The organism is Klebsiella sp. RHBSTW-00484 (assembly GCF_013705725.1).
Classification (GTDB): Bacteria; Pseudomonadota; Gammaproteobacteria; order Enterobacterales; family Enterobacteriaceae; genus Klebsiella.
The window spans coordinates 4450737-4473017 of record NZ_CP055481.1 but is presented as its reverse complement, the minus strand read 5'-3'; the positions used below and the strand labels follow the sequence as shown (position 1 = coordinate 4473017).

At 55.6% G+C, this 22281-nt stretch carries 20 protein-coding genes; 6 read left to right on the top strand and 14 right to left on the bottom strand.

The genetic code is table 11. From position 1 onward, the window contains the following. Nucleotides 1-28: 28 nt before the first annotated feature. Genes HV213_RS21115 through HV213_RS21085 form a run of 7 tightly spaced genes read right to left on the bottom strand, consistent with a single transcriptional unit; the run spans nucleotide 29 to nucleotide 6458 of the window. Complete coding sequence (locus tag HV213_RS21115) at nucleotides 29-1270, bottom strand: Zn-dependent hydrolase (RefSeq protein WP_181483189.1); 1242 nt, start codon at nucleotides 1268-1270, stop codon at nucleotides 29-31. Then, complete coding sequence (locus HV213_RS21110) at nucleotides 1267-1749, bottom strand: L-2-amino-thiazoline-4-carboxylic acid hydrolase (protein ID WP_139538534.1); 483 nt, start codon at nucleotides 1747-1749, stop codon at nucleotides 1267-1269. Before HV213_RS21110 ends, HV213_RS21115 begins: the two co-directional genes overlap by 4 nt. A 17-nt stretch (nucleotides 1750-1766) precedes the next feature. Further along, nucleotides 1767-2924: a branched-chain amino acid ABC transporter substrate-binding protein gene (locus HV213_RS21105; protein ID WP_110273177.1), complete on the bottom strand. Its 1158-nt coding sequence runs from the start codon at nucleotides 2922-2924 to the stop codon at nucleotides 1767-1769. Nucleotides 2925-2951: 27 nt separating this feature from the next. Then, a complete protein-coding gene (locus tag HV213_RS21100; RefSeq protein WP_181483188.1) occupies nucleotides 2952-3671 on the bottom strand; it encodes an ABC transporter ATP-binding protein in 720 nt (239 codons plus the stop codon). After that, a complete protein-coding gene (locus tag HV213_RS21095) occupies nucleotides 3664-4431 on the bottom strand; it encodes an ABC transporter ATP-binding protein (RefSeq protein ID WP_139538536.1) in 768 nt (255 codons plus the stop codon). The genes HV213_RS21100 and HV213_RS21095 overlap by 8 nt, the downstream gene beginning before the upstream one ends. Beyond that, entirely contained in the window at nucleotides 4428-5534 is a 1107-nt protein-coding gene (locus HV213_RS21090; protein WP_181483187.1) for a branched-chain amino acid ABC transporter permease, read from the bottom strand. The genes HV213_RS21095 and HV213_RS21090 overlap by 4 nt, the downstream gene beginning before the upstream one ends. A gap of 9 nt (nucleotides 5535-5543) precedes the next feature. Further along, on the bottom strand, nucleotides 5544-6458 hold the full coding sequence (locus HV213_RS21085; protein ID WP_228288635.1) for a branched-chain amino acid ABC transporter permease: 915 nt from the start codon (nucleotides 6456-6458) through the stop codon (nucleotides 5544-5546). Nucleotides 6459-6665: 207 nt separating this feature from the next. Between HV213_RS21085 and HV213_RS21080 the strand changes: the two genes are divergently transcribed. The 5 genes from HV213_RS21080 to HV213_RS21060 all read left to right on the top strand — a co-directional run bounded on the left by HV213_RS21080 (nucleotide 6666) and on the right by HV213_RS21060 (nucleotide 12431). Then, nucleotides 6666-7595 (top strand): LysR substrate-binding domain-containing protein, encoded by a 930-nt coding sequence (locus HV213_RS21080; RefSeq protein WP_181483185.1) that lies wholly within the window; start codon nucleotides 6666-6668, stop codon nucleotides 7593-7595. 210 nt (nucleotides 7596-7805) lie between these two features. Then, a complete protein-coding gene (locus tag HV213_RS21075) occupies nucleotides 7806-9686 on the top strand; it encodes a beta-glucoside-specific PTS transporter subunit IIABC (protein ID WP_181483184.1) in 1881 nt (626 codons plus the stop codon). Next, nucleotides 9683-11104, top strand: a complete 1422-nt coding sequence (locus HV213_RS21070) for a glycoside hydrolase family 1 protein (RefSeq protein ID WP_181483183.1) — start codon at nucleotides 9683-9685, stop codon at nucleotides 11102-11104. The genes HV213_RS21075 and HV213_RS21070 overlap by 4 nt, the downstream gene beginning before the upstream one ends. Continuing rightward, the gene (licT, locus tag HV213_RS21065) at nucleotides 11104-11943 is read left to right on the top strand and encodes a BglG family transcription antiterminator LicT (RefSeq protein ID WP_181483182.1); all 840 of its coding nucleotides are present in this window, start codon (nucleotides 11104-11106) and stop codon (nucleotides 11941-11943) included. Before HV213_RS21070 ends, licT begins: the two co-directional genes overlap by 1 nt. Before the next feature lie 149 nt (nucleotides 11944-12092). Further along, nucleotides 12093-12431: a helix-turn-helix domain-containing protein gene (locus HV213_RS21060; protein ID WP_181483181.1), complete on the top strand. Its 339-nt coding sequence runs from the start codon at nucleotides 12093-12095 to the stop codon at nucleotides 12429-12431. Nucleotides 12432-13647: 1216 nt separating this feature from the next. Here HV213_RS21060 and HV213_RS21055 read toward each other — a convergent pair. The 7 genes from HV213_RS21055 to HV213_RS21025 form a co-directional block, all read right to left on the bottom strand. Continuing rightward, nucleotides 13648-14106 (bottom strand): hypothetical protein, encoded by a 459-nt coding sequence (locus HV213_RS21055; RefSeq protein ID WP_181483180.1) that lies wholly within the window; start codon nucleotides 14104-14106, stop codon nucleotides 13648-13650. A gap of 200 nt (nucleotides 14107-14306) precedes the next feature. Next, nucleotides 14307-14549 carry a hypothetical protein gene (locus HV213_RS21050; RefSeq protein ID WP_181483179.1) on the bottom strand — a complete coding sequence of 81 codons (243 nt, stop codon included), beginning with the start codon at nucleotides 14547-14549 and terminating at the stop codon, nucleotides 14307-14309. Nucleotides 14550-14801: 252 nt separating this feature from the next. Then, a complete protein-coding gene (locus HV213_RS21045; protein WP_181483178.1) occupies nucleotides 14802-15806 on the bottom strand; it encodes a LacI family DNA-binding transcriptional regulator in 1005 nt (334 codons plus the stop codon). A gap of 30 nt (nucleotides 15807-15836) precedes the next feature. Beyond that, the gene (locus HV213_RS21040; protein ID WP_181483177.1) at nucleotides 15837-17237 is read right to left on the bottom strand and encodes a sucrose-6-phosphate hydrolase; all 1401 of its coding nucleotides are present in this window, start codon (nucleotides 17235-17237) and stop codon (nucleotides 15837-15839) included. Further along, entirely contained in the window at nucleotides 17237-18607 is a 1371-nt protein-coding gene (locus HV213_RS21035; RefSeq protein WP_181483176.1) for a sucrose-specific PTS transporter subunit IIBC, read from the bottom strand. The genes HV213_RS21040 and HV213_RS21035 overlap by 1 nt, the downstream gene beginning before the upstream one ends. A gap of 123 nt (nucleotides 18608-18730) precedes the next feature. Further along, nucleotides 18731-20248: a carbohydrate porin gene (locus tag HV213_RS21030; protein ID WP_181483175.1), complete on the bottom strand. Its 1518-nt coding sequence runs from the start codon at nucleotides 20246-20248 to the stop codon at nucleotides 18731-18733. Between the two features lie 166 nt (nucleotides 20249-20414). Continuing rightward, entirely contained in the window at nucleotides 20415-21338 is a 924-nt protein-coding gene (locus HV213_RS21025) for an aminoimidazole riboside kinase (protein WP_181483174.1), read from the bottom strand. Between the two features lie 509 nt (nucleotides 21339-21847). Here HV213_RS21025 and HV213_RS21020 point away from each other — a divergent pair. After that, nucleotides 21848-22237, top strand: a complete 390-nt coding sequence (locus tag HV213_RS21020; RefSeq protein WP_181483173.1) for a hypothetical protein — start codon at nucleotides 21848-21850, stop codon at nucleotides 22235-22237. Nucleotides 22238-22281: the final 44 nt, after the last annotated feature.

The following is a 22281-nucleotide window of genomic DNA, read 5'->3' as shown; positions in this document are numbered from 1 at the left end:
CGTGAATGGCTGCGGGCTGGTTGCCCGTTTACGCGCTACCCGGCTCCTGCTCATCGGCAGCAAGGCGCAAACTGTTGAGCAGTACGTTGGCCCCTTTCTCCGCCCACGCGGGCAGAATATTCTCCGCCTCGTTATGGCTAATCCCTTTCTCGCAGGGGATGAAAATCATGCTGGCGGGCGCGACCTTGCTGATATAGCAGGTATCGTGACCAGCACCGGAAACCATGGTCCTGGCGCTGTAGCCCAATGCTTCTGCCGCTCGCTGGCTGCGCGCCAGGCACCCGGCGTCAAAGGCAATCGGCGCGTAATCGAAAATACGCTCGACGTTTGCCGTCACGCCGCGTGCCGCCAGCGCGTCAGCAGCGCCATGAAGATATTGCTCCATGGCTTCCAGCGCTGCGGTTTGCGGATGGCGAAACTCGACGCTGCACATCACGCGGCCCGGCACCACGTTACGCGATCCCGGTATCACCTGCGCCATGCCAATCGTCGCCCGGCCGTCGGGGTTGTGCGCGATGCCGATTTGTTCAACCGCCAGCGCCAGCTCGGCGAAAGCGGTCAGCGCATCGCGGCGGCTGCCCATCGGCGTGGTTCCGGCGTGGGCGGAAAAGCCCTCCAGCGTGACGTTGAACCAGCGCTGACCCATTGCCGCGTGGACGAGGCCGATATCAACGCCTTCTTCTTCCAGAATCGGCCCCTGTTCGATATGCACTTCGTAGCAGGCGTGCAGCGGGAAGGCGTCCGTCGGGCTTTCGCCGCGATAGCCGATAGCCTCCAGCGCCTCGCCGACGCTGATGCCGTCGCGATCTTCACGGGCGAGCGCATAGGCTTCGCTAAACTGTCCAGCCCAGACGCCGGATGCCAGCATTGCCGGGGCAAAGCGCGCCCCTTCTTCGTTGGTCCAGTTCACCAGCACGATATCGCGTTCGGTCTCAACGCCGAGATCGTTTAGCGTGCGCAGCGCCTCCAGTCCGGCCAGCACGCCGTAAATCCCGTCATAGCGGCCGCCGAGCGGCTGAGAGTCGACGTGCGAACCGGTCAGTACCGGAGCAAGCTGCGAATTTTTACCGGTGCGGCGGATAAACATATTGCCCATGCTATCGACTTCGCAGGGAAAACCGGCTTCCTGCGCCCACTGGCACAGCAGGTCGCGCGCCTGGCGGTCCTCGTCGCTCAGCGTCAGCCGGGTTACGCCGCCCGCCGGCGTTGCGCCGATAAGGGCCATCGCGTTGAGCGTCGACCACAGACGTTCGCCGTTGACGGTTATCATGGCTGGTCCTTTTTCACGCGATAGCGGAAGTCGCAGCACTTTCCACCCTGCATAATGGTGGTGGTGCGGGTCAGCTCCACGTCCGGGGCGTAGCCGACGATAAACTTGTCGTCGCGGGCGCAGGAGAGCAGGTGGCCAATTTCGCCCAGCCCCATTTCGTGGTACATCTCGGCGTAGCGGCAGCGGTTGACGTTGTAGTTATACTGCTGGTCGTCGGCGTCCAGCACCTTGACCTCCAGGGCGTTATCTTTCTCCCACAGATACTGCAGGGCGACAAAGCTCTGGATATCCGCGCCGTTCGGCTCCTGGCTGGCAAACGCTTTTCCCGCCTCAATGGCGGCGTTTTCAATCGCTTCGCCGATAACGGCCTGGGCGCGAGCTTTACCTATCTCGCGCACCAGGATGTCGTAAATCGGCTTGATTATTTCTGCTTCAATTTTGCGGCGGGCGAGAATGCCCAGCTCATTATTATCACTCATTACATTGCCTCACTGCGTTACTTCGTTGTTGCGCCGCCGAGTACGGTTTGCGGCTGCCATTTTCCGTCGACAACTTTGTAGACGGTAAAGGTTGGCGATTTGAGGTTTCCCTCTTTATCAAAGGCGATTTGTCCGGTGACCCCGGAATAGCTAATGGCGCGCAGTGCGGGCAGATAGTCGGCCGGGTCGACGGAGTCGGCTTTTTCCATCGCCGCAACCAGCACGCGGGTGGCGTCATAGGCGAACGGCGCATGCAGCTCGATATGGGTGTGATAGCGCGACTGGTAAGCCTGCTCAAAGGCCTTACCGCCCGGCATCTGTTCGACCGGCAGTCCCGGCTCCAGCGCCACCACACCGTCGCCCTCTTTCTGCGCCAACTGGAGGAATGTCTGGCTAACGAAGCCGCCCGCGCCCATCAGGGTGGAGTTCATGCCCAGCTGTTTAATGCGGCGCGCCAGCGGAGCGGCCTGACTATCGACGCCGCCGAAGAAAATCAGGTCGGCGTTTTTGCTGCGGATCGCGGTCAGTACCGCGCTGAAATCGACGGTTTTGTCATCGACGTACTGGCGGTCAACGATTTTGATTCCCTGCGCTTCCAGCGACTTAATAAACTCATCTGCCAGCCCCTGGCCGAAGGCGGTACGGTCATCGATAACCGCAATGCGTTTGGCCTTCAGGGTTTGCACCGCGTACTGACCGGCAAACTGGCCGCCGTCATCATCGTGGCCCATCACGCGAAAGCTGGTGTCGAAGCCCTGTTTGGTATAGGCGTGCCCGGTGGCGACCGGCGCAACCTGGGCGATACCCGCATCGTGGTAAACCCGCGCGGCAGGAATGCTGGTGCCGGTATTCCAGTGACCGACCACGCCCGCGACGCCGCTATCGACCAGACGCTGGGCGACGGCAACGGCGGTGCGCGGGTCGGACTGATCGTCTTCCGATTGCAGTTTGAAGGTTACCGCCTTGCCGCCGATGGTCGGGTGCTGCTTGTTGATATCGTCAATCGCCAGCTGCGCGCCGTTTTCCAGGTCCTTGCCGATACGCGCGGAAGGGCCGGTCAGCGGGCCTGCCAGGCCGATAATGACGGTTTCGCTGGCCGCAGACCACGCGGCGGATGAGGCAAAACCACTGAGCAGAATAGCGGCGCTGAGCGCACTGATTTTTACTGTTTTCATTGTTTTTCCCTGATGCTGGTTGGTGTGTTAAACGGGCATTTCGCCCAAATAAATCTGTGCAATACGGTCATCGGCCAGCAGCGTCTGCGACGGACCACGCTCGACGATGCTGCCGCTGTCCATCACCCAGGCGCTGTCTGTGGCCTCAAGAGCCAGGCGTGCGTTCTGCTCAATCAGCAGCAGCGCGACGCCGCGCTGGCGCAGGGTGGCGATGACGCGAAAAATGTTTTCGACCATTAGCGGCGCCAGGCCCATCGAGGGTTCGTCGAGGATCAGCAGACGCGGCTGGCTGAGCAGGGCGCGGTTAAGCGCCAGCAGCTGCTGTTCGCCGCCGGAGAGCAGCCCCGCAAGCTGATGCTGACGTTCGGCGAGGCGCGGAAAGTTTTCGAAAATGGCACGCATCTCCTGTTTGACCGCCACCGCATCGCGACGTAGCCACGCGCCCATTTGCAGGTTTTCCAGCACCGTCATGCGCGCGAAGATGCCGCGACCTTCCGGCACCATCACCAGCCCTGCACGCAGTAGGGATTCGGCCCGGCGTTTGCGTATCGGCTTGTCGTTAAACAGAATGTCGCCGCTAAAGGGTTCCAGCCCGGTAATGGCGCGGACGGTTGAGCTTTTGCCCGCCCCGTTGGCGCCAATAAGCGTGGTCTGCTCACCCTCTTTCACGCTGAAAGAGACGTCGCGCACCGCCTGGATGCCGCCGTAATGAACACTCAACTGGCTAACGGTTAATAAATCAGACATGGACGTTGCCTCCCAGCCAGGCGGCGATCACCGCCGGATCGCGGCGTACGGTATCCGGCGTGCCGCTGGTTAACGTTTTGCCGTAATCCAGCACCATCAGGCGATCGCAGATCCCCATCACCAGTTTGACGTCGTGCTCAATCATCAGCAGCGTTTTGCCGTCATCGCGAATGCGCAGCAGCAGTTCGCCAAGGGCCATTTTCTCGGCGGCGTTCATCCCGGCAGCCGGTTCATCCAGCGCCAGCAGGCGCGGGTCGGTAGCCAGCGCTCGGGCAATCTCCAGACGCCGCTGGTGGCCGTAGGCGAGGTCGCAGGCGCGATAGTGGGCGAACTGCGCGATGCCGGTGTAGTCCAGCCAGTGCCACGCCAGCTCGCGGGTCTGCGCCTCTTCGGCGCGAGCGCGTTTATGGCGGGAGAGCGCGGCCCATAGACCGTTGCGGGTGCGCACGTGGCGGCCCACCATCACGTTTTCCAGCACCGACATTTCGTTAAACAACCGCACGTTCTGGAAGGTGCGGGCGATGCCTGCGGCGGTCACTTTCTCAATATTCTTCGGGAAATAGGCTTCCCCGCCGATAGCGAATTCGCCGCTGTCCGCTGGGTAAAGCCCGGTAATCAGGTTAAAACAGGTGGTTTTTCCCGCGCCGTTTGGGCCGATCAGGCCGTAGATTTCACCCTCGTTGATGGTGAGCGACACGTTGTCGACTGCCGTCAGGCCGCCGAAGCGTTTCGTCATATGGCGCACGCTTAGCAGGCTCATGCTTTTGCTCCTTTATGACGTGCGGGCCAGATGCCCTGAGGACGCAGTAGCATCACCCCAACCAGCGCCAGGCCGTAAAACAGCTGGCGCAATATTTCCGGGTCAATCAGCACTTCGCCAAACAGCGCCTGTTGTAACGGCGCGGCCTGGCTACGCAGCAGTTCCGGCAGCGCGGTCAGTAGCACCGCGCCGAGGATCACCCCGGGGATATGTCCCATCCCGCCGAGCACCACCATCGCCAGCACCGCAATCGACTCCTGAAGCGTGAAGGATTCCGGCGAAACGAAGCCCTGAAATGCGCCGAACAGCGCGCCCGCTACGCCGCCAAAAGAAGCACCGATAGCGAAAGCCAGCAGCTTGTAGTTACGTAGATTGATCCCCATCGCCCGGGCGACGTCTTCATCCTCGCGGATGGCGTGCCAGGCGCGGCCAATGCGCGAATGCTGTAGTCGCAGGCAGACAAAAATAATCGCCACGATGACCAGCATCAGCAGGTAGTACCACAACCACAGTGCCGGGACTTTAAAACCGAACCAATGATAGACGCCGCTAAACTTGAGGCCGAACAGGCTCAGGGTGTCGACACCGGAGATGCCTTTTGCGCCGTTGGTGATGTTGACCGGACGGTCGAGATTGCGCATCAGGATGCGGATAATTTCGCCGAAGCCAAGAGTGACAATCGCCAGGTAGTCGCCGCGCAGCTTCAGCGTCGGCGCGCCCAGCACGATACCGCAGCCCGCCGCCACCAGCGCGGCGATCGGAATAATCACCAGCCACGAGGTATGCATGCCGTCCGGGAACCAGTTATTTAAAATCGGGAACACGTCCAGCAGGTGCGGCGAGGCCAGCAGCGCCGCCAGATACGCGCCGACGGCATAGAAGGCGATAAACCCCATATCCAGCAGGCCGGTGTAGCCGACCACGATATTCAGCCCCAGCGCCAGCATGATATAGAGCAGGGCGAAGTCGATAACCCGTACCCAGTAGTTGCCGCCAAGCTGGCTGGCGACCATCGGCGCTACCAGCAGCGCGCAGACGAACAGGGTCATCCCGGACCAGAAGCGGCGGGAGACGACAGGAATGTCGAGTTGTGCTGTTGTCATTGTTATCTCCTAGGCCCGATGAGCGACGCGTTCGCCGAGTAAACCGGCAGGGCGGAAAACCAGCACCAGAATCAGCACCATAAAGGCGAAGATATCCTGATAGTTGCTGCCGAAAACGCCGTTGGTCAGGTCGCCGAGATAGCCCGCGCCGAGGGATTCGATAAGCCCCAGCAGCAGGCCGCCGATCATCGCGCCGCGAATATTACCGATGCCGCCGAGCACCGCGGCGGTAAAGGCTTTAATGCCGGGCAGAAATCCCATTGAGAAGCTGGCATTGCCGTAGTTGCTGGCCATCATCACGCCGGCCAGCGCGGCGAATACGCCGCCAATGGCGAAAGTGAGGGCGATAATGGCGTTAGGGTTTACGCCCATCAGCGTGGCGATACGTGGGTTTTCCGCCACCGCACGCATGCCGCGTCCTAAGCGGGTGTACTCCACCAGTAGCCACAGGCCGAGCATGACCGCCAGGGCCAGCGCGACGGTGACCATGCCGGTGACGGTCACGAGAGCCGGAGGATGCGCTTCGCTGCCGTGGGTCACGGCGATCGGGTCCATCGGCAGGATCTGCGGAAACATCAGCGGATTGCGCGACCAGACGATCATCGCCACGGTTTGCAGCAGAACTGAAACGCCGATCCCGGAGATCAACGGCGCCAGGCGCGGCGCGTTGCGCAGGCGACGGTAGGCAAAACGCTCGACCGCCATCGCCAGCAGGGCGCACACCGCCATGGCCAGCAGCAGCGCCAGCCCCAGCTGCGCCAGCGGCGGCAGGCCGGGAAAGTGGGTATTAAGCGCGTTCATCCCGGAGAGCGTGGTCAGCGCGCCGACCATCAGAATATCGCCGTGGGCAAAGTTAATAATGCGCAGAATGCCGTACACCATGGTGTAGCCCAGCGCAATCAGGGCGTAAATGCTGCCGAGCATGACCCCGTTGATAATTTGTTGTATGAGTGTGTCCAACTGATTCTTCCGACAAGATGCTCAAATAACAGCTACCATCCAACAAATGAATTAAATTGTAAAATACGCATATATTCTTTCTTATTATAAAAGTGTGGTTAACTATCTTTATGATTTTAAATATAATTAAAGAATGTGTCGGATCGGGAAATGCGCTAAGAAAATCAACATATGAAAAAAACAGAACAATCAGCAGGGCCGGTTAGCTGGTCGGAGAGCACTTTAGCCAACGATCCGCCGCTGCGGGCAGTGCGCGCCTTTGAGGCGATTGCGCGGCTGGGCAGCGTGACCCTGGCGGCGCAGGAGCTGGCGATTTCACCCTCGGCGGTAAGCCATCAGTTGAAGGTACTGGAAGGTTATTTGCAGATCCCGCTCACCGAACGCCAGGGGCGGCGGCTGACTCTCAGCCAGCAGGGGCGGGAGTATTACCGCTCGATCCGCGCGGCGTTTAACGTGCTGCGCCAGGCCACTGAGCATCTGGTCGATCAGGTGCAAACCCAGCAGGTGACGATCAGCCTGATCCCGCTGTTTGGTATGGGCTGGTTTATTCCCCGCCTGCCGTCGTTCGTGCATGCCAATCCGAACACTGAAATCAACGTGGTTTACGCCAACCACCGTAACTACCTTAGCGACGCCTCCGATATGTCGATCCGCTTTGGCAACGGCCACTGGGTGGGTTATCAGAGCGAAAAGCTGATTTCCGGCAGAATGGTGCCGGTATGCAGCCAGGCCTTTTTGCGCCTGCATGGGCATATTGATACCCCGGAGCAGCTATTGCAGATGCCGCTGCTGCACGACGAGGAGCGCACGACCTGGAACCAGTGGTTTGTGCAGCAGGGGGTAAAGCGTCCACCGCGCTCGACGGGGCCATTATTTGAGGATGGCCTGCTGACTCTGGCGGGCGTACAGGCCGGACTGGGCTGCGCTCTGATGCGCGAGCCGCTGATCGCTCCCTATCTGAAGAGCGGCGAGCTGGTGAAAATCTTCGATTCGGCGATAGATGATGGCCGGGATTACTACCTCTGCGTACGTCAGGATAGCGATATGACGCCTAACGCTAAGCTATTGCAGAGCTGGCTGCGTCAGCAGGCTCTCGGTTGATATTTACTTAAGAATTTACTCAATCAAGATCACATTTTTAGCCGCTGGTGATTGAAATACAGCAAAGCCGCTTAGATAATCCGCCGAAATAACCCATTTTTATGATGGCGTGCTACTGCGAAAGCAGGCAAGACCAAAATAGGAATGCTCTCCCGTTAAGGGGAGCGTCTCCGTTTTGGTCTTTTTTTTGCCTCAACACCAGGGAACATTATGAACTATAACGAAACAGCAGACAAAATCCTCCACTCGGTGGGCGGTGCGGAGAATATCCGAATGCTCACTCACTGCGCGACCCGCTTGCGCATGGAGTTCAACGACCGCGCGAAGGTTAACGATGCGCAAATTGGCACTATCCCCGGCGTGATAAGCGTGGTGGAGAAGGGCGGCCAGTTCCAGATTGTGATCGGCAATGAGGTGCAGCAGGTTTATCGCCTTCTCAATAAGGCGCTACCGGAGAAGAAAAGTCCGGCAAGCGGCGACAAAAACGCCAAACCGACCGGCATTTTCGCACGCATTATCAGCGTTATTTCGACCACCTTCACCCCGGTGATCCCGGCGATTACCGGCGCGGGGATGATCAAGGCGCTGCTGGCCATTCTTAAGCTAACGGGCGTGATTAGCGAAACCAGTTCGACGTATCAGCTGCTCAACATTATTGCCGATGCCGCGTTCTTCTTCCTGCCGGTGCTGCTGGCCTACGGGGCGTCGCTGAAGTTCGAATGTAACCCGATTCTGGCGATGACCCTTGCGGGCGTGCTGCTGCACCCGGGCATCGGCCAGATGATGGCTGCCGGTAAAGCGGTCGATTTTGCCGGCATCAACGTTCTGCTTTCCGATTACGCCGGATCGGTGCTGCCGATTATTCTGACGGTGTGGCTGATGTCGTGGGTTGAGCGCTTCGCTGAGAAGGTCTCGCCCTCGATTATCAAATTCTTCGTTAAGCCGATGCTGATTCTGTTGATCACCGCGCCGCTGGCGCTGGTGGTTGTCGGCCCGGCGGGTATTTTGCTCAACGATCTGGTCGCCGCAGGCGCGGGCGCAATCGACCGCCACGCCAGCTGGTTGATCCCGATGCTGATGGGCACCCTGCAACCCTTCCTGATTATTACCGGCACCGCCTGGGCGATGACGCCAATCGCTACCGGACAGCTGAGCAAAAGCGGTTATGAGATGATTAACGGACCGGGGATGCTGGCGTCAAACGTGGCGATGGGCGCGGCAACGCTGTGCGTGGCGCTGAAAACCAAAAATAGCAACCTGCGCCAGCTGGCCTCTTCATCGGGCTTTACCGCGCTGCTGGGGATCACCGAACCGGCGCTGTACGGGGTGCTGCTCAAGTTCCGCCGCGTGCTGATTGCCGCGATGATCGGCGGCGGCTGCGCCGGGGTTTATGCCGGGGTGAGCGGGCTGGTGCGCTACGCGTTTGTCTCTCCAGGCCTCGCGGCGCTGCCGGCGTTTATCGGCGAAAACCCGATGAACATCGTCCATGCGCTGGTGACCTGCGCGATTTCTATCGTAGTGACTTTTACCCTGACCTGGTTTATCGCTTTTAAAGATACGCCTGAGGATCAAGAAGAGGTGAGCGAGGCTCCACAGCCTGCCGTTAGCCCGAAAATTGAGGGTGAAGTTGAAGTGTTAAGCCCGCTGCGTGGCCAGGTGGTGGCACTGAGTGAAGTGAATGATGATGTCTTTTCTGGCGGTCTGCTGGGTGAGGGGCTGGCGATTCGTCCACAGGAAGGGGTGCTGCGCGCGCCGTTTAGCGGCACGGTGATGATGTTCCTGCCATCATGTCACGCGGTAGGTCTGCAAAGCGAAAGCGGGCTTGAGCTGCTTATCCATATTGGTATCGACACAGTTAATCTTAACGGCCAGCACTTTAGCTCCGTGCTGAAAGTGGGCGATAAGGTGGAAGCCGGGCAGGAACTGATCCGCTTTGATATTCCCGCTATCGAACAGGCAGGGTATGACCTGATTACTCCGGTGATTGTGGTCAACGGTGACGATCGGCACTCACTGCGCCTGACCGCCGCCGCGCAGGTCGATTACGGCGAGCAACTGATGGTGCAATCCGCTAAGGAGGCGCAGGTATGATTTATCAAAACAAAGCGCAGTTCCCGGACGGTTTTTTGTGGGGCGCGTCCACCTCGGCCTATCAGGTCGAGGGCGCGTGGAATGAAGACGGTAAAGGACCGTCGGTGGTCGATATGCTCAGCCACCCGCCGGGAACGGCGGACTTTTGTATCGCTAGCGACCACTATCATCGCGTAGAAGAGGACGTCGCGCTGATGGCGCAAATGGGGCTGAAGGCCTATCGCTTTTCGGTGGCCTGGTCGCGGGTCATCCCGGACGGCGACGGTGCGGTGAACCCCGCCGGGCTGGCCTTTTATCGCCGCCTGATTGACGCCCTGACGCGCCATGGCATTACGCCGATTGTCACTCTGTACCACTTCGACCTGCCCTGGGCGCTGGAGCTAAAAGGCGGCTGGCTAAACCGCAAAACCGGGGAGGCGTTCGTGCGCTATGCCCGGCTGCTGTTCAGCGAGTTTGCCGATAAAGTCCCGCTGTGGCTGACGATTAACGAGCAGAACACCATGATCCTGCACCCCGGCGCGATTGGCGTGCCTGCGGATCGTGAGCTGCCGGACAAGAAAGCGCTGTACCAGCAGAATCACCATATGATGCTGGCCCAGGCGCAGATCTTCGCCCTTTGCCACCGCGAGTTTCCCGGGGTGCGCATCGGTCCGGCGATAAATACCACTTCGATGTACGCCGAAAGCTGCAAACCAGAAGATGCCATCGCCGCGCATAACTGGGAAACGCTGCGCTGCTGGAGCTTTTTGGATGTGGCGGTACATGGCCGCTACAACGCCTTAGCGTGGGCATATTTAAAGGACCGGGGCCTCGCGCCGGAAATGCAGCCAGAAGATGCGTTGATTTTGCAGCAGGGGCGGCCGGATTTTATCGCCATTAACTACTACTCCACCGCGACGATTGCCGCCAGTCGTGGCGACGGTGCCGACGTTGCCCCGCGCGCGGGCGACCAGCAAATTATGCTGGGCGAAGAGGGGGTTTATCGGCCAGCGGAAAATCCGTGGGTGGGTAAAACGCCTTACGGCTGGGTGGTCGACCCGGTGGGGCTACGCCTGACGCTGCGTAAAGTGTGCGAGCGCTACGGCCTGCCGATTCTGATCAGCGAAAACGGCATGGGTGCGCCGGATAAGCTGGAGCATGACGGGACGGTGAATGATGATTATCGTATCGCGTTCTTACAGGCGCATATTGGACAAATGCGCCTGGCGATTGCTGATGGCGTCGAGCTGATGGGCTACTGCCCGTGGGCGGCGATTGACGTGGTCAGCACGCATCAGGGCTACGCCAAGCGCTACGGTTTTATCTACGTCGATCGTGGCGAGGACGACCTGAAGAGTCTGCAAAGGATCCGCAAACGCAGCTTCTGGTGGTATAAGGATGTCATTACGCAAAACGGTAACCACGACGAGTCTCAGTGATGATTGTTCAGAAGGTGCTCAATAATAGTCTGGTGCTCTCCATGGATGACGATAACAGGGAGGTTATCGTCATGGGGAAAGGCATTGGCTTCAACAGCCGACCGGGGGATGAGATTGCCCCGCAGATGATAGAGAAGCTGTTTGTGACCCAGACGCTCGGCGCGCGCAGCGGTTATCTTGAAGCGCTCTCCGCCATTCCGAATGAGGTCATCGAAATGGCGGCGATGATTATTTCCCGCGCCAATATGCAGCTTGCCAGTAAGGTTCGCGAGCAAATTTTCTTTACCCTCGCTGACCACCTGACGTTTGCTATTGAACGCAGTCGCAAAGGGATCGCCATTCAAAACCGCCTGCTGCCGGAAGTCAGGCGTTTTTATCCGCAGCAGTTCCGCGTTGCCAGCGAAGCGGTGACGATTATTCGCCAGCAGTACGGGATTGAGCTGCCGGAAGAGGAAGCCGGGAATATCGCGTTTCATCTGGTCAACGGCCAGAGCGAGGGCGACGACGTGGCGCAGACCATGCAGTCGGTGAAAATGCTGAAGGATATTTTTAATCTTGTGCAGTACCACTTTAAGCAGCAGATAGACACCGAATCGATTAACTATTCGCGCTTTCTGGTCCATATGCAGTTCTTCCTCCAGCGTCTGCAAGAGGGGGAGCTGGACGGCGCACGGGACAGTTTTCTGCTGGTGCAGGTGATTAAGGAGTATCCGGAAGCCTACCGCTGCGCGCTGCTGATCCGCGATTACGTCAAAGCCCAGCTCGATATCACCCTCGCCGGTAACGAGCTGCTATGGCTCACCGTGCACCTGGTGCGAATCAGCGGGCTGGATGCGTGAATGTGTTCTATTAACGGGGCGTAATACCTATTTTTGATTCTTTTATGGAACGTGGTCGTCTTAAACCTACTGAGTTGATTCATTTGTAGTGTTCCATAAACAGGTAATACCAGCTAATTACGCTCTATTAATAAGACAAGAGAAGCATTATGGCAAAGTCGTCAACCCGAACCTACTCTCGTTACAGTCGCGATGCAGCACGGTTGCTGGGAATGATGATCCGCACCGCACGCATTGAATCCAAACTCACTATTGAGGAACTGGCGGAACGTGCCGGCGTGTCGCGCGGACTGGTCTATCGTGCCGAAGAAGGGGATATGGGATGTGCGATTTGTGCTGTGTTTGAACTGGCGACTATTGTGGGCGTATCGCTGTTTACACAGGATCGTTCAGCTATGGCGGTACATATTGCCAATGCAGAGAAAACCCTGTCATTAATGCCACGTGCAGTTCATCACTCAAGGAAGGTGATAAATGATGACTTCTGAGAATAGCGTTAAGCAAGTGTATGTCTGGGTCTGGCTGCCTGCGTTGGGTTGAATGTTGCCCCTGTCCTTTTTCACCATACTGCTGCTAAATTTTTGCTGAGCGAGCGCGAAGCCATTGAGCTTATTTCTCATTATCTCGAAACGGTTCATATGAGCTGGAAAGCAATTTGCGATGAGGTTGAGTTGAGTGAGGTTGAACGCAAGTTATTCTGGGGAAGGATGTTCTCAATCCGTTCATTTTTGAAGGTACCCAGAAACGATTATAAGATTTCGTCAGTAACTGTTTCAGCGTGTCCGACGCCGCGTTTTTCAACGCGGTAAAGTAAATAATCTGCTCTTCGCTTGTATCTATTCCGATTTTATTTAAAATGTCTTTTAAATCCAACTATTCAGTATTTAATTAAATGGTTGGCTCTTTTTTTGTTGGTGTACTGTTTCTTTTTTATTAATTTTTACATCTCCTGTATTTTATGGAAATGTATCTTCGGTGGTGTAGGATTGCATATGATAATTTTTTAGTCTCAATCGTTATTTTATGTGTACTCACAATACTAATTCGCCTGATTCAAATGTTAGTAAAGTATAGGGAGGTGATGTATTTACAGGTTTGTTATTCATTAATATATCAATCCATGTTAACAATTGTTCGTCTTCCTGTGGTGAAGGCATTGCAAACGCAATAAAATAAAGGAATTCACTCTGAATTGATAAGATATCAGTAACTACCGGGAAGAAGTTATCTTTTGGATGAAGAATTATTGCAAAAGGAACTTCCGGTTGACGGTAAAGACAATGGTATCCTTTCGATAGCACCAACATCCAATTATCTGTTCCTATTCTACCTGGTAATAAAACATAACACCATTCGGCACAAGGTAAAGTAACTTGTGGATGTTTCTGTCTTAACTGCTTTTGTGATAAGAGAAAAAAAGATCGAACTCCATCAGTTTTATCTTGAGAGGTGGTTGATTATGAAAAAACTGGAGTGTATATAAACATAGTAAACAGCTCAGGTTGGTATGTGATTTATTTTTTAGTATCCGTTGTCATAAAATACTCTATGGTATCAGGAAGCTCATCTTCATTTGTTGTTTTATATGTACTAATAAAATCTAAAAATCCCCTTAACCTCCAATCGTTGAATAATCAGAGTGCTGAAATTAATGTTGTAAATGTTAATTGTAAAGTGTAATGATATTCTCATGGGTAAATAAAATCACTTGTATATGTTTGTTTTTGTCACCTTAAGATAAGTTGTGAACCTAAAATCTCTGGATATTACCCATGACTCGGTAAAAGGAATTCTGATAACTGGCTTGTTAAAAATATTTACTGTCCATCTATAGTTCCCTAAAAAATCAAAGCTAACTGAGTCAGTGTTTATTTCTAAATTCTCAAAATAACCATCAGCATATGTTGCTCCCATTTTTATTGTCTCCTGGATACCCTTTTTGATATCGAATAAATAAATATTTAGAGTATCTTCGTATAAAAGACCATCGGTTAAGAACAGAAGATATCGATTATTATCGACCCAAACGGCAGCTTCAAGCACTGCTCCCCATATAATGGTTCCAGTCTCCTTTCCATGCATGAAAAGCTCTGAGTGGCATAGCTCAGGAATTTCTCTTGCATTATCAATAGCAGCTAAAGAAAAAATCTCTACTCGTTCCATTAGCGTTACCTCAAGATATCATTCACTTTAACCTCATTCTTCCATGTCTCGCGACGGGCTATCTTGAGGTTTGTCGTAGGAGAAGCGTCCCTTTCGCATTGGATATTGCTGCTGTCAGTTCAAGTGGTATGGCTGGATGGTCATTGGCCGTCAGGCTGGTGACTACTTCACTCTCCAGTTGGATTGGCAACCCCTGTGAGTTAACCCCCTGTAATTGTGTTTCTTCCCGTTACCCCAGTAAATGCTGATGGTTTTCTTTTCCTTTGTAACCAATTAACTGCTTTTGATAAACAAATTGATTTATCAAGGGAATCTGATGTGTGAATTTCGGTCATTAGCAAGAAGTGATTTTCGTTATGCTGAATCATATGGCCAGGGATTATTTGTATCCATCCTGATAATTCTTGAGGGGTGCAAAATACATATAAGTTAGCGGTGGCCATTTTCCCTCCTTTTAATTTTATGAAGTAACATTATGCTTTACTATATTCTCTGTTTTGCTCATTCATTTGTGAAATTAATAAATTATGACTAATACGCTACCGCCATACCCTGATATAAGCTATCTGCACCATATTATTCTATTCTCACAACCTTGATTTCCGTAACGTCACATCCAAAATTCAGAATCAGGGATCCTCCATCGATGGCATTGTTGTTGTTCTCAACACTGTCTTATTTTCTCTGTATGAATATCAACGATGACGAAACTGCAGCGTTGCGGGCAGGTAGCGCTGTAGTGGCTCAGGCGTGTTGCCGTCAATCAGCTGGCTTATCAGGTCGTAGCAGTGCCAGGCCAGCTGGCGGTTGTCCTGCTGTACGGTATCAATACGCAGCGACAGCGAATCGTAGAGATAGTGATCGTCGAAGCTCGCCAGATGGATGTCTGAATCCAGCAAATGGTGCTGGCTCATGTAGCGCAGTACCCCTTCCAGCAGCCCGCAGGCGGCGGTAAACAGCGCCTTTGGCGGCCGACCGAGACGGGCGCAGAGGGCGGCGAACATCTCATAGCCGGAGCTGGGATGATAGTTGCCGTTGATCACCCATTCCGGGCGCAGTTCGATACCCGCCTGGGTCAGGCCCTGAGTGAATCCCGCCAGACGGTCGCGTGATGGCGACAGGCGAGGCTGACCGCCTAAAAACCAGAACTCATCGCTATGCGAAGGTGCGATACGAGAAATCAGCTCAGCCGTCGGGGTAATTGAATCGGTCATCACCAGCGGCAGGCCGCTTTCATTAGGACAGCGGTCAAACAGCACCACCGGCAGCTGTTCGCTGAGTTTCAGATAATCGGCATCGTTATGCATGCAGGAGGCAACAATCAGCCCGTCGACCTGACGGGCAATCATATTGTTCACCACCATGCTCTCCTGACCGGGGTTTTCGTCGGTACAAGAAATAAGCAACTGGACGCCCGCCTCGCGGCACAGCATCTCAAGCTCATGGGAAAAGACCGCAAAACCATAGTTGGTGATTTCCGGCACCACCAGCCCGATGGTGTGACTGCGGTTATCGCGCAGCGAGCGGGCATGAATGCTCGGCTGATAGTGCTGCTCGCGGGCAATCGCCTGCACGCGCTCGCGTGTTTCCTGCGCCACGCGCAGCTCTTTGCCACGCCCGTTCAGCACCAGGCTGGCGGTCGCTTTGGAAACGCCCGCCAGTTCGGCGATATCTTTAATGGTAACGCGTTTGGTTTTCATCACGACGCCATGAGCCTGAAAGCAAAACGCTTATTCTATCATGCATGTGCGCAGCGACCAGTAACAGAATGCGCCCGGCTTGCTGCCCGTGAAAGTCAGCTGCGCCGGATTGGCCGGGAAGTAGCGACTGCTCATCACCCCTTCACCATCATTGATGAAAATTTCCACGCTCGACTGGTCGATGAAAATTCGCAGCGAGTGCACCTCGCCGCGCCAGTAGCGATAGTGAGTTTCATCGCTGGCAAGGCTGCATCGCGCCAGACGGATCCCGCAGGTATCGCGCTCAAGCGTCAATGCGCCGCCGAAATCGACGCTTAACGCGTCGTCGCTTGCGGTTTCGAGGCTGATTTCCATCGGCGCCAGCGGTAGGGGGCTGTCCTGCCAGCCGCGCGCTTCGCCGCGCAGGGCGGTGAGTTCACGCAGCGGGCGCTGATAGAGCTTGCCGTCGACAAACTCCAGTTCGCGCAGGCAGGTCATCTGATGGATCCAACCGTTAGCCAGCGTCGGCTGGCGCATCTCTTCGCCGTCCGGCACGCCCATCCAGCCTACCAGCAGACGGCGGCCATCGCTGGTCTGCATGGTTTGCGGCGCGTAAAACTCGAATCCGGCGTCCAGCTCGTGAAGTTCACCGTGTTTGAAAGCGGCGCGGCCATAGTCGAAATCACCCGCCATCCACACTGCCGGGTAGGTGTTAAGAAAGCGCGTTTCCTCGCGGGGGATGCCCTGCGGGCAGCAAATCAAAATATGCTGGTCGCCGAGTGGGAACAGATCCGGGCACTCCCACATATAGCCTGCGTCGTGCAGGTCATTGATGCCGTAACCGGCGATTTCGCCTTCGCTCGTCCACTCATGGAGATTTGCGGAGCTGAACAGCAGCACCTTGCCGCGCTTTTGCCGATCCTGCGCGCCCAGCACCATGTACCAGCGGCCTTCATGCTGCCAGACTTTTGGGTCGCGCACGTGGCCGGTGTAGCCCTCCGGCAGCGGTAACACCGGGCCGAGCTTGGTGAAAGTGCCGTCGGCATTTTCCGTCGCCAGACACTGCCAGGCGGTGCGGCTGCCATCATCGAATTTGACGTTTCCGGTGTAGCACAGCGTTAGCGTGCCGTCGTTATCCACCGCGCTGCCGGAGTAGCAGCCGTTGCGGTCGTACTCTTCGTCCGGCATTAGGGCGATCGGTTCATGCTGCCAGTGCAGCAGATCGGCTGAACTCCAGTGCGCCCAGCACTTGAACGTATGATCGCAGGCGAGGGGATTCCACTGATAAAACAGATGATAGCGCCCGGCGAACTCAACAAAGCCGTTGGGGTCGTTCATCAGCCCGGTGACCGGCGCGTGGTGCCAGCGCGGGTAGTGGCTATCGGCCAGCGCGCGCGACTGGCCCTGCATAACGGCCTGCAAAATTGCAGGCAGGCGTGATGGAAGTGACATTATTCAGCGTCCGTGTTGTATTTCAGTAGCAGGGAGACGACGAAGGCAACGCCAAAGGCGATAACCATCCCGATAATATAGTTCAGCAGCGAGCTGGCCTGTACGATAGCCATGCCGGGAATCGCCGTCAGGCCTACCGCGGTCATGTAGACGTGCACCGATACCACCCACGCGCCGCCCGCTGCGCCACCGATAAGCGCCGCGATAAACGGTTTCACAAAGCGTAGGTTAATACCAAAAATCGCCGCTTCAGTGATGCCCAACATCGCAGAAAACGCTGAGGGCAGAGTAATAGCTTTGATTTTGGCGTCTTTGGTTTTAAACCATACCGCCAGACAAGCACCGCCCTGGGCGACGTTGGCCATCGCCCAAATCGGCAGCAGGAAGTTGACGCCGATGGACGGATTGCCCAGCAGCCCGGCTTCGATGGCGTGGAAGCTGTGGTGAATCCCGGTAATCACGATAACCGAGTAGAGACCGCCAAACAGCAGTCCTGCCAGCCAACCGGCGTGGGTAATCAAAGTGCTAAGGATAAACGAAATACCGTCGCCGAGGGCACGACCGGCCGGGCCGATAATCAGCAGAGCGATAAAGCCGGAAATAATCACCGTCAGGAACGGCGTGAGGATCAGATCCAGCGCATCGGGGATCACGCGACGCAGCTGCTTCTCAACGATGCTCATAAACCACACCGCCAGCAGCACCGGGAACACCGTGCCCTGGTAGCCTATCATGGCAATCTCAAGGCCGAAGAAGTTCATGCTGTGGAAACCTGCGGCCACGCCCCAGGCGTTGGTCAGCGCCGGGTGGGTCAGTATGCCGCCGAGCGTCGCACCGAGATAAGGGTTACCGCCAAACTCACGGGCGGCGGTGAAGCCAATCAGGATCGGCAGAATAATAAATGCCGCCGAGCTACACATATCCAGAATGATGTAGATGGCGTTGCTCGGGTCGACCCAGCCGTAAGTTTTGACCATCCCAAGCAGGCCCATTAGCAGGCCGGAGGCGACGATAGCCGGGATAATCGGCACGAAGATGTTTGATAACAGGCGAGCGATGCGCTGGAAAGGATTCAGCTTTTTCGCTGCGATGTCGGCGGCTTCCGATTTGCTGGATTCACCAATCCCTGCCGCCTGAATAAAGGCAGCGTAGACTTTATTCACCACCCCGGTGCCGAAAATAATTTGCATCTGCCCGGCGTTACGGAAACAGCCTTTAACCCCTTCAATTTTGCCGATAGCCTGCTGATCGGCCAGCGAATCATCGACCAGCACCAGGCGCAGACGCGTGGCGCAGTGCGCGGCGCTGGCGATATTTTCCTTGCCTCCCAGAAGCGGAAGCAGCGAGCGGGAAATCTGTTCAAAATCCATAGTACCCTCTGAATACGTCGTTATATGCGTGTTTTGTTCCCGTCGTTACGGGGTGCAGTTTCTGCGTTGTTATTGTGTCCGGGGCTTGTTGCCCCGGAGGTGTCTGTCGTCAGGTGTTAGCTATCAGAACCAGGTTTCCATCTGAATACCAAAATTCCACTCGCCGCCCGCGTTGAAACCGCTGCTGCCGAAGGCGTCGTCGCTGGCGTAGTTATCCAGTTTTTTGCTCCAGTCCATCCAGGTCGCGAACAGGCGCAGCTCGGGACGGTTGAAGAAATCGCCGATGTCGCCGACTTTAAACGTCGGGGCGAAGGTGAGTTTATAGAAACTACCGTTCACCGCGTTGCGATCTTTGTAGCCTTCGGGATGCAGATCCATGTACTGGTAGCTGCCTTCGTAAGCGAGGGCGAAGTTCTGGGTGATCTCCTGGATCAGGCGCATGTTGAAGGTGACCCACTCATAGCTATCGCCTTTGGCATAGCGGTCTTTGCTGCTTTGTGCCAGCACCGCCGGGGCGATGTGCCAGCGTTCGCTAAGCGGCGTGGTGCCGTAGGTGGCGAAACGCCAGGTATTGGCATCAGAGAGCAGCGCGCCGTCGGAACCGATGCCTTTAACTTCCGCGCCCAGGCCGTGACCATAGAGCAGGGCGGTTTTGCTGCTGCCTTCACGCAGGCCGTAGAAACTGTCGTTATGCAGGCCAACCAGCGCATGTACGCCGTTATTGGCGGCGTCGGTCTGAATGGCATCACCGTTGGCGTCTTTACGGTCGTCGTTATCTTTCGCCCGCAGGCCGCTGACCATCACCTGCACCGGGCCGATAAAGTGGTTCATGCTCAGAATGTAGTTCTGCACATTGTTATCAATGTCTTCCAGATCGCCGAAGTTACGCCCGTAAAGGGAGAAGTTGCTGCGAATGCTGTCGTTCCACTTCACGTCGTAAATACCGCCGCCGGTGCCCGCGAGGAACACCACGTCGGAATCGAGCCAGTGGATATCAAAGTTGTCGCGGTCAAAGCGTTTACCTGCCCATAGCGTGGTGCCTTTAAATGGCCCTTCGAAGCTCGGTAAGCTGCCAAGCTCAGCGAACGCCTGACGAATATTGAGGTCGCTGGAGTCGGCCGACCAGTCGTTATAGGTTTTTTGTCCATCGGCCAGCATCGCTTTAAAGCGGGTGGTCGCGCCGTTATCCAGCGTCTGTTTATGTTCAAGGTTCAACTCGACGTAGGTGTCGGCTTCGTTGCCTAAGCGACCAATGGCACCGCCCGTTTCCCCGGCTGGCGTCAGGTAGGGGCCGCTTTTGCTGCTGGATGCTGCGTCGTTCATCAACAGGCCGGAGCGGGCGTAGCCGTGGAACTCAAAGCCGCTTTTCTCATCGGCTTTCTTCTCCAGTTTGGCGGTACGCTGAGCCACTTCCTGGGTGCTGTCCTGGGTTTTTTGCTGCTGTGTCGTGAGCTGCTGGACTTTTTTCTCCGCCGACTCGGCGCGGTTTTCCGCCGTTTGTGCTCTGTTTTCCGCATCCTGCAGGCGTTTTTCCATCGCTATTAAACGGGCTTCAATACTGCTGAGGTCCGTTTGCGCATGGGCTGAGGCGGCGCCGGTTAGCAAAGCGATAAGAACCGCGAGTGTGCTTTTTCTATACATGCTGGTTGCATCCCAAAAGGAAAATTAAAAATAGTGTGTTTTTTGCTAAACCGGTTTAGGTGCTATGTTAAGCATGACCTTTAACATTTTTAAAATGAATTTGCTAAACCGGTTTAATAATTGTGATGGATGCAACAAAGTGGGCCGCGCTGGGCGGCCTAATGGATCAAAACTGGCGATTAAGATCGTGCTGATAAGGCAACGCGGTCATCGCGCCTTTCGCCGTTGTCGCCAGCGCGCCACAGGTTTGTGCCAGGGTGAGCGTGGGTTCCAGTTCGCCAATATCCGTCGGCATCCCGTTGGCAGCAAGGCTGGCGAGCATCCCGGCGACAAAAGCATCGCCCGCGCCGGTGGTATCTACGCTCACGACAGGTTTGGCGTTGAAGTGGATGAACTGTTGCTGGAATGCCGCGAGCACGCCCGCTTTGCCTTGAGTGACGAGCAGTAATTCAGGCTGGTAGCGCTCGGTGACGCTGGCGATTCCTTGCGCTAAATCATCACTGCCACTGATGAATACCAGCTCTTCTTCGGACAGTTTCACCACGTTTGCCAGCCGCAGGGCGCGATCGAGGCAGGCGTGCAGCAGGTCCTGATCCTGCCATAGGTCCGGGCGGATATTGGGATCAAAGCTGACGCGGCCACCGGCCAGTTTGATTTTCTCCATCGCCGCGAAGGTGGTGCTGCGGCTGGGTTCGGCGCTCAGCGCGATGGAACAGACGTGTAGCCACTGTCTGGCGGCAAACTGCGGGAGATCTGCTTCCTCCAGGAACAGATCCGCGCTGGGACGCACCATAAAGGTAAAGGTTCGCTCGCCCTGGTCGTCAAGGTCGACGACTACGGTGGAGGTGCGGTGCTGGCCATCGAGGCGCATATGGCTAATGTCGACCTGCTCCTGTTGCAGGGTATGGCGCATAAAGCGGCCAAACGGATCGTCGCCGACGCGCCCGATAAAGCCGCTGTTGCCGCCAAGGCGAGCGATACCCACCGCCACGTTAGCCGGCGCGCCGCCGGGACACTGCAGCAGGCGGCCCTCGCTTTCCGGCAGCAGGTCGACTACCGCATCTCCCAGAACCCAAACTTTTGCATTCATGCTGAAAATTCTCCATAGCTAAACTTAATTAAACCGGTTTAGCTTATTAAAACATAGCAACAGAATGAGGGGAACGTCACATACGGAAAAGTGCGAGCCAGGGCGTAAAAACGAGAATCCGTTGGTGAAAATTAGGGCGTCCCGATTGATCGCGCAACGGGTTTTCAATCGTCTGAAGGACAGTAGCCCGGACAGGCGCGTCAAGCACCGCCTCCGGGAGAAAGGCCGCAGAGTGTTGCAGGATTTCCCGGAGGCGATGCTGCGCATCTGTCCGGGCTACAAAACCGGCAGGCGATACTGAACCGTAGCCCGGGCAAGGCGCTTTGCGCCGCCCCCGGGGAAATCTAATTAGAATTTACTTACGCAGGGAAATACTCTTTTTTATCAGGTGAAAAGTCGATTGAAAATTCTGAAATTAGTTTTAAGAACAATCCCTAAAGCCAAACGGCAAAATCTTGTGCCATGCTAAATGCGACTCGTAACATTAAGTTCGTTAGAGAGAGGACATTATGAAAAAAGCAATGATTGCGTTATCTGCGATTCTGGTAGCAGCTCCTGTTTTTGCTGCAACAACACACGCAACTGATGATACCGTCGCGGCAGCCCACGAAGGGGCGAACACCGCGAAGGAAAAACTGCATGAAACTCAGCACCAGGGCGAAGAACAGCAGCTCAAAGCCAAACACGCGGCGGAAGGGAAAAGCGACAGCGTAGGTAGCGAAGTCAGCGAAGGCGCGCAGAAAACCTGGAATAAAACCAAAGAAGGCACCGAGAAAGGCTGGAACGCAACCAAAGAAGGCACTGAAAAAGGCTGGAATAAGACCAAAGAGGTCAGCAAAGAAGGTTGGGATAAAACCAAGCAAGGTGCTGAAGAATTAAAAAATAAAGTCACTGAATAATCACTGACAATTCTTTAAAATAAGGTCGCGAAAGCGGCCTTTAT

Bases quoted from the DNA above. Each gene is read 5' to 3' on its own strand.
- HV213_RS21115 (WP_181483189.1), bottom strand. From the start codon at position 1,270: ATGATAACCGTCAACGGCGAACGTCTGTGGTCGACGCTCAACGCGATG.
- HV213_RS21110 (WP_139538534.1), bottom strand. From the start codon at position 1,749: ATGAGTGATAATAATGAGCTGGGCATTCTCGCCCGCCGCAAAATTGAA.
- HV213_RS21105 (WP_110273177.1), bottom strand. From the start codon at position 2,924: ATGAAAACAGTAAAAATCAGTGCGCTCAGCGCCGCTATTCTGCTCAGT.
- HV213_RS21100 (WP_181483188.1), bottom strand. From the start codon at position 3,671: ATGTCTGATTTATTAACCGTTAGCCAGTTGAGTGTTCATTACGGCGGC.
- HV213_RS21095 (WP_139538536.1), bottom strand. From the start codon at position 4,431: ATGAGCCTGCTAAGCGTGCGCCATATGACGAAACGCTTCGGCGGCCTG.
- HV213_RS21090 (WP_181483187.1), bottom strand. From the start codon at position 5,534: ATGACAACAGCACAACTCGACATTCCTGTCGTCTCCCGCCGCTTCTGG.
- HV213_RS21085 (WP_228288635.1), bottom strand. From the start codon at position 6,458: ATGCTCGGCAGCATTTACGCCCTGATTGCGCTGGGCTACACCATGGTG.
- HV213_RS21080 (WP_181483185.1), top strand. From the start codon at position 6,666: ATGAAAAAAACAGAACAATCAGCAGGGCCGGTTAGCTGGTCGGAGAGC.
- HV213_RS21075 (WP_181483184.1), top strand. From the start codon at position 7,806: ATGAACTATAACGAAACAGCAGACAAAATCCTCCACTCGGTGGGCGGT.
- HV213_RS21070 (WP_181483183.1), top strand. From the start codon at position 9,683: ATGATTTATCAAAACAAAGCGCAGTTCCCGGACGGTTTTTTGTGGGGC.
- licT (WP_181483182.1), top strand. From the start codon at position 11,104: ATGATTGTTCAGAAGGTGCTCAATAATAGTCTGGTGCTCTCCATGGAT.
- HV213_RS21060 (WP_181483181.1), top strand. From the start codon at position 12,093: ATGGCAAAGTCGTCAACCCGAACCTACTCTCGTTACAGTCGCGATGCA.
- HV213_RS21055 (WP_181483180.1), bottom strand. From the start codon at position 14,106: ATGGAACGAGTAGAGATTTTTTCTTTAGCTGCTATTGATAATGCAAGA.
- HV213_RS21050 (WP_181483179.1), bottom strand. From the start codon at position 14,549: ATGGCCACCGCTAACTTATATGTATTTTGCACCCCTCAAGAATTATCA.
- HV213_RS21045 (WP_181483178.1), bottom strand. From the start codon at position 15,806: ATGAAAACCAAACGCGTTACCATTAAAGATATCGCCGAACTGGCGGGC.
- HV213_RS21040 (WP_181483177.1), bottom strand. From the start codon at position 17,237: ATGTCACTTCCATCACGCCTGCCTGCAATTTTGCAGGCCGTTATGCAG.
- HV213_RS21035 (WP_181483176.1), bottom strand. From the start codon at position 18,607: ATGGATTTTGAACAGATTTCCCGCTCGCTGCTTCCGCTTCTGGGAGGC.
- HV213_RS21030 (WP_181483175.1), bottom strand. From the start codon at position 20,248: ATGTATAGAAAAAGCACACTCGCGGTTCTTATCGCTTTGCTAACCGGC.
- HV213_RS21025 (WP_181483174.1), bottom strand. From the start codon at position 21,338: ATGAATGCAAAAGTTTGGGTTCTGGGAGATGCGGTAGTCGACCTGCTG.
- HV213_RS21020 (WP_181483173.1), top strand. From the start codon at position 21,848: ATGAAAAAAGCAATGATTGCGTTATCTGCGATTCTGGTAGCAGCTCCT.